Source organism: Thermoanaerobacter sp. X514, from assembly GCF_000019065.1.
GTDB lineage: Bacteria > Bacillota > Thermoanaerobacteria > Thermoanaerobacterales > Thermoanaerobacteraceae > Thermoanaerobacter > Thermoanaerobacter pseudethanolicus.
In genome coordinates, this window is sequence record NC_010320.1 from 1,700,716 (window position 1) to 1,715,926 (window position 15,211).

Here is a 15,211-nt window from a genome sequence, read left to right on the forward strand (position 1 = left end):
TTTATCACCTTTTAATAGATTCATATAGCAGTTGTTTTGTAGTTTCAAAGTCATAAGACTCGTCTATTCTCTGCCTAAGAAAATTGTTCATTTTGTCGTTTAGCTCAATGGCCTCATCAATTTTAGGATTACTGCCAAAATTATATGCTCCTATATTTATTAAATCCTCCGCTTCTGTGTAAGTCGCCAAAATATCTTTAAACCTCGCTATTAGTTCTTTATGTTCTTCTGTAATTATGTCATTTATCACCCTGCTAACACTTGCTAATACATCAATAGCAGGATAATGGTTTTTATTAGCCAGTTTCCTTGACAAAACTATGTGCCCATCGAGTATACCCCTTACTGCGTCAGCAATTGGCTCATTCAAATCATCCCCATCTACTAGCACAGTGTAAAGAGCTGTAATAGAGCCTTTTTTAGAACATCCAGATCGTTCTAAAAGCTTAGGTAAAACTGAAAAGACAGAAGGAGTATAACCTCGTGAAACAGGAGCTTCCCCTATAGAAAGCCCTACTTCTCTTTGAGCCATGGCAAAACGAGTGACTGAATCCATCATCAAAAGAACATCTAACCCTTGGTCTCTAAAATATTCAGCTATAGCAGTTGCAGTCATAGCGCCTTTTACTCTTATAAGAGCTGGGGTATCAGAAGTAGCTACTACAACTACAGATTTTTTTAAGCCTTCTTCCCCCAAATCTTTTTCTAAAAATTCATTTACTTCTCTTCCCCTTTCTCCTATGAGAGCTATTACATTTAAATCAGCTTTCGCGTTTCTTGCCATCATGCCTAACAGCGTGCTTTTTCCTACACCACTTCCTGCAAAAATACCAATTCTCTGCCCTTTGCCGCAGGTAAGTAGTCCATCTATCGCTTTTATACCAAGAGACATAACTTCTCTAATTCGCTTCCTTTCCAAAGGGTCAGGTGGCACATTATTAATAGGAATAGATTTTTCAAATTTTATCGGTCCTTTGCCATCTATAGGATTGCCTAAACCGTCTAATACCCTTCCGAGGAGTTCATTTCCTACGTTAACTCTAAGGGTTTGACCTGTAGCTATAACTTTGCTGCCAGCTCCTATTCCCTCCATATTTCCTAAGGGCATGAGATACACTTTTTCTTCTTTAAAACCTACAACTTCTGCCAAAATTGTATTTCCGTTAATAGTCTTGATATTACATATTTCTCCTATGTTGGAAAGAGGCCCTGTACTTTCGATTGTTAATCCTATTACTTGAGAAACTTTCCCATAATATTGAATTAGCCTTTTTTCTTGAAGAGCCTTTTTATATTTATTCAAAACAATATTACTCATTTAGCACACCCGCAAATAAGTTTTTTAAAGCTTTAAGTTGTGTACTAACGCCAGAGTTTATCACTCCAGAATTTGTTTCAATTACACAATCTCCTTTTTTTAATGATAAATCTTTTAAGATATTTACATCATCTAAAAACTCTATGTCTTTAAGAATTTTGTCTTTGTTTTTAATACAGTGTTCATAATCCTCTTCACTAACCCTTACCGTTACTTTGTCAAAAGCATTGTAGTTTTCCATTCCTTTTTTGATAAGGTTCAATATTATGTCTTTATCCTCTTCCACATATTTACCTACAATTTTTTCTACCGCCAGCAAAATTACATTTACAATATCACTTTCTGCTTCTTTATACATTCGTTGTTTTTCTTTAATAATCTCTTCTTTAATAGTCTTTGCTTCTTCTATTATAGCTTTAGCATCTTCTTCTCCTTTTTTGTATCCTTCTTGATATCCTGCAGTATATCCATCTTGATAGCCCTTTTCTTTATACTCTTCTTCAATCTTCTTAGCTTTTTTCTCTGCTTCTATTAAGATTTTTTCTACATCTTCCTTAGTCTTCCTAAGTATCTCTTGCTGGACTTGTCTCGCCCTTTCTATTATTTGCTTTGCTAAATCCGCACTTTCTTTTTTTATATCCTCTCTTTGTTCACTCAATTCAATTACTTTCTCCACTTTTTCTTTGTAATTGCCATTTTCCACAATTCTTAAAATCACGGGAGAGGAAAAGTTTATTTCTCCTTGTTTATATATCCTATACAATAATTTCGTCCCCTCCTCCTCGTGATATTACAATTTCCCCAGCATCTTCTAATTTTCTTATGATATTTACAATTCTTTGTTGTGCTTCTTCTACATCTTTTAATCTTACAGGTCCCATATACTGTATGTCTTCTTTTATCATATCAGCAAGTCTCTTAGACATATTACTATAAATAACCCTTTGCACTTCTTCACTAGAACCTTTAAGTGCAAGAGCAATATCGTGATTGTCTACTTCTCTCAATACTCTCTGTATAGACCTAGAATCCAATGTGACAATATCTTCAAATATAAACATCCTCTTCTTTATTTCTTCTACTAACTCAATGTTTATAGACTCAAGAGTATCCAAGATATTTTTCTCTGTACTTCTATCTACAGAATTTAGTATATCTACAATTGTCTGAATACCACCTGAAGAAGTATAATCTTGTGTGACTAAGGAAGACAATTTTCTCTCTAAAATTCTCTCAACTTCTTTTACTACTTCAGGAGAAGTGCTCTCCATTGTTGCTATTCGCATAGCTACTTCTGCCTGTAAGTTTTCAGGCAGTGATGATAAAATTGCTCCTGCTTGTTGAGGCTTTAAATAAGACAAAATCATTGCAATAGTCTGAGGATGTTCGTTTTGTATAAAATTTAAAACTTGAGAGGGATCCGCTCTTCTTATAAAGTCAAAAGGCCTTACTTTTAAAGAAGAAGTCAATTTATTGATAACTTCAAAAGCTTCTTGAGCACCTAAAGCTTTTTCTAAAACTGCTTTTGCATATTCTATTCCACCTTCTATTATGTACTCTTGCGCTACGCACATGTTATAAAATTCATCTATAACTTTTTGTTTTTCTTCAGGAGTAAGATTTCTTATACTGGCTATTTCTAAAGTTAATTGTTCAATTTCATCTTCCCTTAAATGTTTATATATTTGAGCTGAAAGCTCGGGCCCTAACGCAATGAGAAGCATTGCACTTTTTTGCCTGCCTGTGAGTGCACCTCTCGCCATAACAACACCACCTACTCTTCATTAAGCCATGTCCTAATAATCTGAACAACAATATCCGGCTTTTCTTTTATAAGTTTTTCTATCTGTTTTTTCTTTTCGTCCTTATCAGAGAAATCTATCACATAAGTAGGCTCTACAGTAGCTAAGACCTCCTGTTCAGCTGTAGTTAAAGAGGTTTCTTTTTTCTTCCTTCTCATCATAATAAGGAACAGTCCGCCTCCTAACACTAAAGCCGCTAATATAGCCCACACATATACTGGTACTCCTTTTGAAGCTTTTGCCTGCTGCTGCATTGTTTTTAACAGGTCTTGGTTAAACTGCATTCCTTGAACCGATACTTGTACAAGAGAATCCCCTCCTGCAGCTTTTGTAACCAAGTCAGCAATTTGTTGTTTCATTGAATTATTTAAATTTTGATTTACAACGACGGCTATTGAAATATTTTCAATCTTGCCTTGTGCTTGAACAAGACTTGTCTTAATTTGATTTATTTCATAATTTATAGTAGTTTCTGTTCTACTGTAATCAGAAGTACCATTACCAGTCGTTGAAGCTACAGGAGGATTATTTGACGCAGTACCTGGTGAGCTTCCACCTTGTGTACCTGTGGCTTTTTCTTTAAGCTCTTGTATACTCCTTACAATTCCTTTATTGTCATTCCCTTGAACAGGCAAATACTCTATAGTATCCTGCGTCTTTTTATCAAAATTTAAAGTAACATTTGCTCTTACAACTACATTACCTGGTCCAAACACTTGTTCTAACAATGTTTGAAGGCTGTTTTGTAAGTCTTCTTGAACTTTTTTTTGAAGAGTAAACTGAGTATTAGCATTTTCAGCAGTAGTATCACTTTCTGCAGTAAGAATTTTACCATTATTATCAATTACAGTAACATTTTCAGGTTTTAAACCTTCTACGCTCTTAGATACAAAATCTATGATTCCCTTGACTTGCGAAGAGGATAAAGTCACACCTGGCTTTAAAGTTAGCATCACAGCCGCTGTAGCTTGATTAGTAGTATTTGAAAGTACAAAGGCATTTTGATCAGGTACTACGATATTGACAATAGCATCTTGCACTCCATCTATAGTTTTTAGAGAATTTTGTATTTCATTTTGTAGAAAATACAAATACTTTTGTCTTCTCTCTTGGTCTGTTGTAGCAAGGGAGTTATTCATAGCGTCTTGAAAGCTAAATCCCCCTTGTGGGATTCCTTCTGTCGCAAGTTTCATCCTCACCTCATCTTTGTATTGTGCAGGAACTAAAATTGTCGTCCCATCGTTCGATATTTTATATGGAATCTTGAATTCGGTTTTTAATTTTTCAACTACCGCTCCTGCATCTTTTATACTTAGATCTGAATATAAAACTACATAATTAGGCCTATTAACTATGTAAACTAATAAAGAAATGCCTATAAAAAGTAAAATAGCAATAATTCCTAACTGTATCTTTTGTTTCTTATCAAACTTATTCCAAAAGTTTGTCAGTTGTTCTCTAAAATTGGCAATGAAGTCTGGCATTAATTCACCTCATTTCAATTAAAGACATTACAATGGCATTCTCATTATTTCCTGATAGGCCTCCAGCACTTTATTTTTTATTTGAATTGTAAGCTGCAGTGCAATGTCAGCCTTCGCAGCATCTATCATCACTTGATTTATATCGTCAATTTCACCAGTTACAAGTTTTTGGTCATTTTTCATTGCCGTTAACTGTAAATCATTTACCTTGTTAAAGGCTTCTTTTAAAAAGTCGCTAAAAGTATCTATTTTACTGCTATTCTGTGTTGCTTCTAAAGTGCTATCCAAAGTTACTGGATTAACCGGTGTTATTTGATTAACCATTTATGTCTACCCCCTACCGATTTCTAAAGACTTTTGAAACATAGCTTTTGAAGCATTAAAGGCTGTTACATTGGCTTCATAAGCACGAGTAGCAGAAATCATATCTACCATTTCAGAAACAATGTTTACATTTGGGTACTCTACATATCCATTTTGGTCAGCATCAGGATGTCCAGGGTCATAAACTTCTCTAAGAGGAGTTTGGTCATCCTCAGCTATTTGTACAACTTCTACTCCTTTGCCACTGTATTTACCTTTAACTTTATCTAGAATGCTTTCGAAACTGTCAGGTTGTATTTCTTTTAAAACCACTAATTTTCTCCTATAAGGCCCTCCTTGAACTGTTCTTGTAGTATTTACATTAGCTATATTTTGGGCAATTATGTCCATTCTAAGTCTTTCCGCCGTCAAACCCGAAGCACTTATATCCATAGAACTAAATAAGTTCATTGTAAATTACCTCCCATCTTTTACAGCAGTCATGATAGAATTAAGCTCTCCACTTACCCTTTGCACAAGGGCATAGTAATACAACTGATTCTTAGCTAAATTTGCCATTTCGGCATCTATGTCTACATTATTTCCATCTAACCTCATGGAAGTGTCATTTACTTGAACAATTTCTGGTTGTATGGAATCAATAGCAGGTGGGCCAATAGGAATATGCTTAGGGTTTGTAACATAACCTCTTAACTTTGTACCATTTATAGCATCTTTTAAAATATCCTCAAATTTGACTTCAGACCTTTTGAAATTAGGAGTATCCACATTAGCGATGTTATTGGCAATCACATTGTTTCTTACAGTGGCTGCGTACAATCCCTTTTGTAATAAATCTATATTTTCAATTCCTAAATCCAGCATTTTCTCGCCTCCTCTTATTCGACCACAATATACTTAATTCGATAAACAAACCAAAAATCCTGCTAAAATAAGCCAAAAAATAAATATTTAACTTTGTTTTAATACTGCCTTTTTTGTAAAATAATATCAATTTTTATCGAATAATATTATATCATGCCGTAATAGTTTACACCATAAGAAAAAAGTCCTATTTTTATAAGACTCTTTTACATAAAATTAAGTCTCCTGCTTTCATGCTAAAGTACAACCTCATGCATAAAAGCGGAGACTTCTTCTTTTTTAATAAGGATTTAAGTTTATCTTTTCATTTTCTCTAACTCTTCTAATAATTTATCGTTTAGTACCCTTATATGGGTACCTTTCATTCCTAAAGACCTTGACTCAATTATGCCAGCACTTTCAAACTTTCTAAGTGCATTTACAATTACAGACCTTGTAATACCTACTTTATCTGCTATTTTACTTGCAACTAATAATCCTTCTTTTCCATTTAGCTCTTCAAAAATATTTTTTATAGCTTCTAATTCGGAGTAAGAAAGTGTTCCTAGTGCCATTTGAACAACTGCTCTTTTTCTCGCTTCATCTTCTATTTCTTCATTTTTCGACCTTAAAATTTCAAGACCAACTACTGTAGCACCGTATTCCGCTAATATCAAGTCATCATCAGTAAATTCTTTTACCCCTCTTGATAAGACTAAAGTTCCTAATCTGTCCCCACCGCCATTGACAGGTACTATAGTCAAAATTAAATCTGATAAAATTTTATCCTCTTTAAAAAGATTACCTTTATCATTAGCCAGCGTCTCCGTCACTCGCAAAAGTTTGTCATTATATTCTTCAGGTATTATTTTACTTTGAGCAAAAATGTCATTTCCATAATCCTTTAATATACTGTAACCTAATACTTTACCCTTTCTACTCAAAATATATACGTTGGCCTCAATGACATCTTTTAGGATACTAGCCATTTCGTTAAAATCAACTGGTTGAATTCCTGTTTTTTGCAAAATCCGATTTACTTTTCTAGTTTTTTCTAATAGTGTGCTCATATTTTTAATCCTCCTATGTTTTTTTATTATCATAAAATGTATTTATTAACTTCGTATTTATTGAGACTATCCTTTAATTGCTCTTTTACATACTCTTCAGTTATCACTATTTGCTGTCCTTTCAGGTCTGGCGCATTAAAAGATAATTCTTCAAACAACTTCTCCATGACAGTGTGCAATCTTCTTGCGCCAATGTCCTCCGATTGTTGATTTATAAGATATGCTACTTCTGCAATAGCCTCAATTGCTTCATCAGTGTATTTAACTTCTATTCCTTCCGTTCTTAAAAGCTCTTGATACTGTTTTGTAAGAGCATTTTTAGGCTCCTTTAATATTCTTATAAAGTCCTCTTTTGTGAGAGGTTTTAAACTAACTCTTACAGGAAATCTTCCTTGTAGCTCCGGGATTAAATCAGACACTTTTGCAATGTTAAAAGCACCAGCTGCTATAAACAATATATGGTCTGTCTTAACAGGACCGTATTTTGTCATTACTGTACAACCTTCAATTATAGGAAGAATATCCCTTTGAACTCCTTCCCTTGATACATCTGGTCCTGCTGTATAACCACTGCTGGCAATTTTGTCAATTTCATCTATGAAAATTATTCCATCGTTTTCTGCTCTTTTAATAGCCTCTTCAATTACTTCATCCATATCTATAAGGTTTTGAGCTTCTTCAGACTCTAGAATTCTTTTTGCTTCATAAACAGGAACTTTTTTAATTTTTTTCTTTTTAGGTAAAATGTCAGCAAATATATCTTGCAAATTTATGTTCATTTCTTCGGACCCTAAATTAGTATACATCTCCATCATTGGTGTAGATGTATCTGTTACTTCTATTTCCACTACATAGTTATCTAGCTCGCCATTTCTTAACTTTTGCCTTATTTCTTCTCTTTTATATTGCATACTTTCTTCTTCTGTCTCTTCACTTTTCTCGGCTGCAGGATAATTAAACAACATTTCAAAAGGATTTTTAGCCTGTTTTTTTCTTTTTCCGACTATGTAATCAATTAGTCTATCTTCTGCAATTTTTTTCGCTTTTTCAGTAACTTTTTTTAATTTTTCCTCTTTTACCATTCTTACAGCAGCCTCTACAAGGTCTCTAACCATGGAATCCACATCTCGTCCTACGTATCCTACCTCAGTAAACTTAGTAGCCTCCACTTTAACAAAAGGAGCTTCTACTAATTTCGCAATTCTTCGAGCAATCTCTGTCTTTCCTACTCCAGTAGGGCCTACCATAATTATATTTTTGGGGGTCACTTCTTCTTTAAAATCGTCAGATAAAAGATTTCTCCTATATCTATTTCTTAAAGCCACTGCTACTGACTTTTTAGCTTCCTTTTGTCCTACAATATACTTATCTAATTCCTCTACAATCTCCTTGGGAGTATAATTCTTCACTTAAAGCACCCCCTATAAAGTCTCAACTGTTATGTTGTTATTAGTGTAAACGCAAATCTTTGAAGCTATCTCTAAAGCTTTTTTTGCTATATCTTCTGTATCTAAATCAGTATTATACCGTAGCGCTAAGGCTGCAGCCATAGCATAATTTCCTCCAGATCCTATCCCGATCACATCCTCATCTGGTTCAATAACTTCCCCAGTGCCAGAAATTAGTAAGGTATCCTTTTTATCTACCGCAATCAAAAGAGCCTCTAACTTTCTTAAAATCTTGTCTTTTCTCCATTCCTGTGCCAGCTCTACTGCAGCCCGCTTTAAATTCCCACCATATTGTTCCAGTTTTTCTTCAAATTTTTGCGAAAGAGTCAAAGCATCAGCTACCGAACCAGCAAATCCCACTATTACTTCTCCATTGTATAATCTTCTAATTTTTTTCGCGCCATGTTTTAAGATTGTATTTTCTCCAAAGGTAATCTGCCCATCACCAGCCACTGACACTTTAGCGCCTTTTCTCACAGCAATTATGGTAGTACCCTTAAACATGTTTACACCCCTTTAGATAGTTTAATATTAACACATTTTTCACAATGCTTCAAGAATTAATTCAAAATTTTTGTTAAATTCATTTAACTTCTTTTTGATAATCACATTCTGGATTAGAGCATTTTAGTATATGACCATTTTTTGTATTTTTTTCTACTAACAAGCTACCACAAACAGGACATTTTTCATCAACGGGCTTATCCCACAATATGAAATCGCAATTAGGTGCATTTTCGCAAGCGTAATACGTTCGCCCTTTTTTGCTCTTTTTCTTTACAATTTCTCCACCACATTTAGGGCATTTCACACCAACCTTTTCGTACAAAGGTTTTGTATTTTTACATTCAGGAAAACCAGAACAAGCAAGAAATTTTCCATACCTGCCTTTCTTTACAACCATATTTCTCCCGCAAAGTTCACATTTAATGTCAGTTACTTCTACTTCTTCCTTTACGTCTATCTCTTCCATTTGTTCTTCAGCAATTTTCAAAGTATTATAAAAGTCTTCATAAAACTCTTGCACCACTTCATACCACTTCACTTGACCTTCTTCAATCTTATCCAGCTGCTCTTCCATCTCAGCAGTAAATTTTACATCTACAATTTTGGAAAAGAACTCCTTTAATGCGTCTGTCACAATAAAACCTAATTCTGTAGGTTTTAAATTCTTTTTATCTTTTACCACATATCCTCTTTCTAACAAAGTAGAGATAGTAGGAGCATAAGTACTGGGACGGCCTATTCCTTTTTCTTCTAATTCTTTAATCAAAGAAGCTTCTGTATATCGAGGCGGAGGCTGGGTAAAATGTTGCATTGGCTTTAATTCCTCTAAAAACAATTTGGTTCCTTCTTGAAGCACAGGTACAGTTTTTTCTTCCTCTTCTTGCATATCTGTTCCTTCTACATACACTGTCATAAAACCTAAAAATTTAATGCTAGAACCGGAGGCTTTAAAAACATATCCATTATTTACTATATCCATAGAAACAGTATCGTAAATCGCAGGTGCCATTTGACTTGCTAGGAATCTACTCCAAACTAGTTTGTACAATTTATATTGGTCTGGCGTTAGAGAATCTTTTATACTTTCCGGATCCCTATAAATAGAAGTAGGTCTTATAGCCTCGTGAGCATCCTGTACATTGGCTCTTTTAGAAGCATAATTTGCTTCAGGATTGGTATACTCTTTTCCAAACTTTTCAACTATGTATTTATAGACTTCAGCCTTAGCTTCATTTGCGACTCTTGTAGAATCAGTCCTTATATAAGTAATAAGACCTACACTGCCTTCTCCTTTGATTTCTACGCCTTCATATAATTGTTGTGCGATTAACATAGTTTTTTTTGCAGTAAATCCCAATTTTCTCGAAGCTTCTTGTTGCAAAGTACTAGTGATAAAAGGTGGAGAAGGATTCCTCTTTTTTACACCTGTTTTTACTTTATCTATAATGTATTCTTCAGACAATGCTGCTAATATTTTGTCTACATCTTCTTTTGTCTTTAACTCAACTTTATCCTCTCTGGTACCGTAGAATTTTGCCTCAAACTTGCCAGAGTTTTTCTCATCAGAGAGAATCGCGGTAATACTCCAATATTCTTCTGGCACAAAGGCTTCTATTTCTCTTTCTCTGTCGCAGATAAGCCTAGCTGCTACTGATTGAACTCTGCCTGCACTTAGTCCCCTCTTTATTTTTTTCCAAAGAAGGGGACTTATTTTATATCCTACCAATCTATCAAGAATTCTCCTGGCTTGTTGCGCATCTACCAAATTTAAATCTATAGAGCGAGGGCTTTTAAGAGCAGTTTGCACTGCATTTTTTGTAATCTCGTGAAATTCTATGCGACAAGGCTCCTCAATATTCAAATTTAACAATTGGGCAATATGCCAGGAAATTGCTTCTCCTTCTCTGTCAGGGTCAGTGGCCAAAAAAATTTTATCTGCATCCTTTGCTTCTTTTTTTAAATTCTCTATAATAGCCCCTTTTCCCCTGATAGTTATGTACTTAGGAGCAAAATTATTTTCAATATCGATACCTAATTGACTTTTAGGCAAATCCCTAACATGTCCCATGGAGGCTGCTACTTTAAAATTTTTGCCTAAAAATTTAGAGATGGTCTTAGCTTTAGCTGGAGATTCCACAATAACGAGAGATTTTGCCATTTCGACACCTCCAAAACAATTTATAATTATATCAAAGTTTTTGACAATTATCAAAATATTTTTTTCTCATATTTATTGCCAGGAAGTTTTTCAATCATACCTTTTAACATTAAAGAAGATAAAATTGCATTAACTTTTGAGATTTTTATTTTCACATAGCCTGCTATTTCTTCTATATCTCTTGGAGCTTCACAAATAAAATCGTACACTTCTTTCTCTTCCTCCGTAAGAGGAAATATAAGATTTTCTTCAATCTTTTGTTGTACATCCTCTCTTAAATTAAATTCTTCTAAAATATCCTCAACACCAATTACAATTTTCGCACCTTGTTTTATGAGCTCATTTGTTCCTCTGCTATAAGCACTCGTTATATTCCCAGGTACTGCAAAAACCTCTCTTCCTTGTTCTAAGGCAAATTGAGCCGTCAATAAAGATCCACTTTTTATTCCTGCTTCCACTACCACTACTCCAAGAGATAACCCGCTTATGATTCTATTTCTCAGAGGAAAATTTTGTGGCAGCGGAGGAGCATCAAGAGGAAACTCAGAAACCAGTAATCCCTTCTCACTAATCTGCTCCATCAGCTTTTTATTTTCTCTTGGATAAACTATATTTATACCATTTCCTAAAACAGCAATAGTTTTTCCTCTTTCCTTCAAAGCTCCTATATGAGAAAAACTATCGATTCCTCTTGCCATGCCACTTACAACTGTTATGCCTCTTTCTGATAGCTCATATGCCAATTTTTGTGCCACTTGTTTCCCATAAAAAGTAGCATTTCTTGAGCCCACCATGGCAATGCACAAATTATCTTTTAAATTTATATTCCCCTTCAAATATAAAACAGGAGGTGGATCATAAATATTTTTTAATTCTTTCGGATATTCCTCCTCATCTAATGTATATACACTTATTTTTAAATTTTGCAATCTTTCTATATAATCAAAAGGGTTCAACTTCTGAGCTTCTATTATATTTTGTACTAATTTTCTATTTCCTATTGCTTTAAAAATATCAATTTCTTTCGCTTTATACACCTCTTCCGCAGTTTTGAAAAATTCCATCAATTGAACAAAACTTTTATACCCTATTCCTTTGACAGTACTTAGCCATATTTTAAAAATCTTTTCTCTTCCCATAATTACTCCCCTTTAACATCGTTTTCCCTAATTATCTTTATTATAATACATAACCTGTGATAAAATAAAGAAAAAAGAAAGGTGATACAATGTCAAACTTATATAACCTACGCCAACTCAAAAACTATTTATACCAAAATCCCTTTTGTGACTTTCAATCTCTCAGCTTAAATGAAGCAGCTAAAAAGTGGCTTGAAAAAGAAATAGAAAGAATAAATAACCTAAAATACTATGAAAATCAATTATATCAATTAAATTTAAATTTCATTGCTGGAGTAGACGAGGCGGGAAGAGGTCCTTTAGTAGGACCAGTAGTTGCCGCCTGTGTAATACTTCCTAAAGAAGTTTTCATCCCTGAGATAAATGACTCGAAAAAACTATCTGAAGAAAAAAGAGAAGTATTGTCGGAGGTAATAAAAAAAGTAGCTATCTCGTATGCCATTGGAATAGTTGATTGCGAAGAAATTGATAAAATAAATATATTAAATGCTACCTACAAAGCCATGCAGATTGCTATTTCAAAAATACAACAAAAAATTGATTACCTTTTAGTAGATGCTATTACCATTCCTCAAATAGAGATAAATCAAAAAGCTATAGTAAAAGGAGATTCAAAAAGTATTTCTATAGCTGCTGCCTCTATACTGGCAAAGGTTGAAAGAGATAAAATAATGAAAGAATACCACAAAATCTATCCTCAGTATAATTTTGAAAAAAACAAAGGTTATGGTACAAAAGAACATATTGAAGCTTTAAAAAAATACGGTCCCTGTCCTATCCACAGAAAGACTTTTATTGAAAAAATTCTGAAAGGATGAAAAACATTGAACAAAAAAACAATAGGCAGCTTAGGAGAAAAAATAGCTGCCCAATATCTATTAAAATCAGGTTATAAAATTTTAGAGAAAAATTTTAAATGCAAAATTGGGGAAATAGATATAATAGCTCTATTCAAAAAAGAAATAGTTTTTGTAGAGGTAAAAACAAGAACCTCTACCTCTTTTGGAACTGGAAGTGAAGCTGTAAATTTTCGTAAACAACAAAGAATATTGAAAATTGCCCAATTGTACTTAGCTACAACAGAAAAATTTCGAAATTTTCAGCCTCGCTTTGACGTGATTGAGATTTATTTAAATCCTGATACATTAGCCTTTGAAAAACTAAGTCATTTCCCCAACGCCTTTTTAATCTTTTAATATCAATCCCACCTTTTCTTTTACTTCTTTCAAAGTTTTTTCAGCAACAGCTTGGGCTCTTTCCGCCCCTTCCTTTAAAACCTTCAAAACATAATCTCTACTGAGGTCTTTATAATTTTTTTGTATAACAGTCAATTTATCTATTACGACCTCTGCTAATTCCTTCTTTAAAGTGCCATAACCCTGTCCGTTAAATTTATTTATAACTTCTTCTATTTCCATGCCTGTAAACAAACTATAAATAGTCAAAAGGTTGCTGACTCCTGGCTTATTATCCCAATCCAATCTTATTTCACTCTCAGAATCAGTTACTGCTTTCATTATCTTTTTCTTAATTGAAGAAGGCTCGTCCAAAAGATTGATTCTGTTATTTGGATCACTGTCACTTTTACTCATCTTTTTAGTAGGGTCAGTAAGACTCATTATTCTCGCACCAAGTTTTAAAATCATAGGCTCAGGAACTACAAAAGTTTCACCAAATCTGTTGTTAAAACGCTGCGCAATGTCTCTTGTCAGTTCTAAGTGCTGCTTTTGGTCTTCTCCTACAGGAACATAATGGGTATTGTATAAAAGTATATCTGCTGCCATCAAGTCCGGATATGTAAAAAGTCCAACTGAAACAGATTCCTTTCCTTTGCTTTTATCCTTAAATTGTGTCATCCTGCTCAATTCACCAAAATAGGTTATACATTGTAGCAACCATGCCAATTCTGCATGGGCAGGAACGTGAGACTGAATAAAAATGGTAACTTTTTTAGGATCTAAGCCTATTGCAAGGTAAAGTGCTGCCAATTCAATAGTTTTTTCCTTTAAAACTTTAGGGTCTTGAGGAACTGTTAAAGCATGTAAATCAACGGCACAAAAAAAGCATTCATAATCATCTTGTAGCGCAACAAATTGTCTCATTGCACCCAAGTAATTACCTATGTGAATATCTCCCGAGGGTTGTACTCCTGAAAAAACTTTTTTCAAGCTATCAACTCCTTTTCAATTGAGTATTTTATGTCGTTTAAAAAAAATTATAAGAGAAAATTTCAAAATTTGCAATGAAATTTAAAATAATTCCCTCATAAATCCTTTTCCATGGACTTCGGCTACATCTAATATAGAGATAAAAGCATTTTCATCTATTTGGTGTACAATAAGTTTAAGTTGTGGAAGCTGTGTTAAAGACACAATGGAATATAAAACCTTTTTGTTCTCTTTGGTATAAGCACCCTCTCCATGAAGCAAAGTAACCCCTCTTTTTAATGTAGTCATTATTTCTTTGCTCACTTCTTCTACTTTATCAGTAACCACCAGCACCATTTTTTGTCTATTAAAACCTTTTATAGTTTTATCCACCATATAGGAAGTAATGTACATTGAGACAAGAGTGTAAAGAGCACTGGTTAAACCAAAAAATACTGCTCCGATAGCTACAATGAAAAAGTTAACGATAAAAGAAATATGCCCAATTTCAAAATTATCATATTTCTTTTTTACAATTACAGAAATTATATCTAACCCGCCAGTTGACCCGTGATTACTAAAAACTATTCCCATACCTAAACCATTTAACACTCCGCCGTATAAACTCAAAAGTAATGGATCATTTATATGTAAGATATTTTTTATTGAATAAGTAAGCACCAAAAACAAAGAAAGTGATACAGTACCTATAATAGTAAAAATTGTAAACCTTAAATTTACTTTTTTATAGCTCAAAATTAAAAGTGGGATGTTTAGCAAAAAAATAATGTATCCTGCAGGAAACTTTGTTAAATACTGTATAATAAGTGCAATGCCAGAGACTCCTCCACTTAAAAGTTTAGCATGAACAATAAACATGTTAATACCAATAGCAGACATTAAAGTCCCTATAAGAATAAAGAAAATATTTTTTATACTTTCTCTATTAAAAAAACTTGTTATCTCCAAGC

At 33.7% G+C, this 15,211-nt stretch carries 16 protein-coding genes; 2 read left to right on the forward strand and 14 right to left on the reverse strand.

Annotation, left to right across the window (positions count from 1 at the left end; all coding sequences use genetic code 11):
* Positions 1-4: 4 nt before the first annotated feature.
* The 12 genes from fliI to dprA form a co-directional block, all read right to left on the reverse strand.
* Entirely contained in the window at positions 5-1,318 is a 1,314-nt protein-coding gene (gene fliI / locus TETH514_RS08510; protein ID WP_012268725.1) for a flagellar protein export ATPase FliI, read from the reverse strand.
* Entirely contained in the window at positions 1,311-2,081 is a 771-nt protein-coding gene (locus TETH514_RS08515; protein WP_003866703.1) for a FliH/SctL family protein, read from the reverse strand. Before TETH514_RS08515 ends, fliI begins: the two co-directional genes overlap by 8 nt.
* On the reverse strand, positions 2,074-3,081 hold the full coding sequence (fliG, locus tag TETH514_RS08520) for a flagellar motor switch protein FliG (protein WP_009052414.1): 1,008 nt from the start codon (positions 3,079-3,081) through the stop codon (positions 2,074-2,076). The genes TETH514_RS08515 and fliG overlap by 8 nt, the downstream gene beginning before the upstream one ends.
* A gap of 11 nt (positions 3,082-3,092) precedes the next feature.
* Positions 3,093-4,604, reverse strand: a complete 1,512-nt coding sequence (fliF, locus tag TETH514_RS08525) for a flagellar basal-body MS-ring/collar protein FliF (RefSeq protein ID WP_009052415.1) — start codon at positions 4,602-4,604, stop codon at positions 3,093-3,095.
* Positions 4,605-4,631: 27 nt separating this feature from the next.
* Positions 4,632-4,928 carry a flagellar hook-basal body complex protein FliE gene (gene fliE, locus TETH514_RS08530; RefSeq protein ID WP_009052416.1) on the reverse strand — a complete coding sequence of 99 codons (297 nt, stop codon included), beginning with the start codon at positions 4,926-4,928 and terminating at the stop codon, positions 4,632-4,634.
* Between the two features lie 6 nt (positions 4,929-4,934).
* Positions 4,935-5,378: a flagellar basal body rod protein FlgC gene (flgC, locus tag TETH514_RS08535; RefSeq protein ID WP_003866699.1), complete on the reverse strand. Its 444-nt coding sequence runs from the start codon at positions 5,376-5,378 to the stop codon at positions 4,935-4,937.
* A 6-nt stretch (positions 5,379-5,384) separates the two neighbouring features.
* On the reverse strand, positions 5,385-5,792 hold the full coding sequence (flgB, locus tag TETH514_RS08540; RefSeq protein WP_009052417.1) for a flagellar basal body rod protein FlgB: 408 nt from the start codon (positions 5,790-5,792) through the stop codon (positions 5,385-5,387).
* Between the two features lie 296 nt (positions 5,793-6,088).
* Complete coding sequence (gene codY, locus TETH514_RS08545) at positions 6,089-6,841, reverse strand: GTP-sensing pleiotropic transcriptional regulator CodY (protein ID WP_009052418.1); 753 nt, start codon at positions 6,839-6,841, stop codon at positions 6,089-6,091.
* 29 nt (positions 6,842-6,870) lie between these two features.
* Entirely contained in the window at positions 6,871-8,250 is a 1,380-nt protein-coding gene (gene hslU, locus TETH514_RS08550) for an ATP-dependent protease ATPase subunit HslU (protein ID WP_009052419.1), read from the reverse strand.
* Between the two features lie 12 nt (positions 8,251-8,262).
* Positions 8,263-8,793 (reverse strand): ATP-dependent protease subunit HslV, encoded by a 531-nt coding sequence (gene hslV / locus TETH514_RS08555; RefSeq protein ID WP_003866693.1) that lies wholly within the window; start codon positions 8,791-8,793, stop codon positions 8,263-8,265.
* Between the two features lie 79 nt (positions 8,794-8,872).
* Complete coding sequence (topA, locus tag TETH514_RS08560) at positions 8,873-10,954, reverse strand: type I DNA topoisomerase (protein ID WP_009052420.1); 2,082 nt, start codon at positions 10,952-10,954, stop codon at positions 8,873-8,875.
* A gap of 50 nt (positions 10,955-11,004) precedes the next feature.
* A complete protein-coding gene (dprA, locus tag TETH514_RS08565) occupies positions 11,005-12,093 on the reverse strand; it encodes a DNA-processing protein DprA (RefSeq protein WP_009052421.1) in 1,089 nt (362 codons plus the stop codon).
* Between the two features lie 89 nt (positions 12,094-12,182).
* On the opposite strand from dprA, the gene TETH514_RS08570 reads away from it, so the two are divergent.
* Both TETH514_RS08570 and TETH514_RS08575 read left to right on the forward strand, forming a co-directional pair.
* Positions 12,183-12,911 (forward strand): ribonuclease HII, encoded by a 729-nt coding sequence (locus tag TETH514_RS08570; RefSeq protein WP_009052422.1) that lies wholly within the window; start codon positions 12,183-12,185, stop codon positions 12,909-12,911.
* Positions 12,912-12,917: 6 nt separating this feature from the next.
* Complete coding sequence (locus TETH514_RS08575) at positions 12,918-13,289, forward strand: YraN family protein (RefSeq protein WP_009052423.1); 372 nt, start codon at positions 12,918-12,920, stop codon at positions 13,287-13,289.
* Here the strand turns inward: TETH514_RS08575 and trpS are convergent.
* Together trpS and TETH514_RS08585 are read right to left on the reverse strand one after the other, a co-directional pair.
* Positions 13,278-14,261, reverse strand: coding sequence for a tryptophan--tRNA ligase (trpS, locus tag TETH514_RS08580; RefSeq protein WP_003866687.1), 984 nt, complete (start codon positions 14,259-14,261; stop codon positions 13,278-13,280). The genes TETH514_RS08575 and trpS overlap by 12 nt on opposite strands.
* Before the next feature lie 81 nt (positions 14,262-14,342).
* Positions 14,343-15,209 (reverse strand): YitT family protein, encoded by an 867-nt coding sequence (locus tag TETH514_RS08585; RefSeq protein WP_003866686.1) that lies wholly within the window; start codon positions 15,207-15,209, stop codon positions 14,343-14,345.
* Positions 15,210-15,211: the final 2 nt, after the last annotated feature.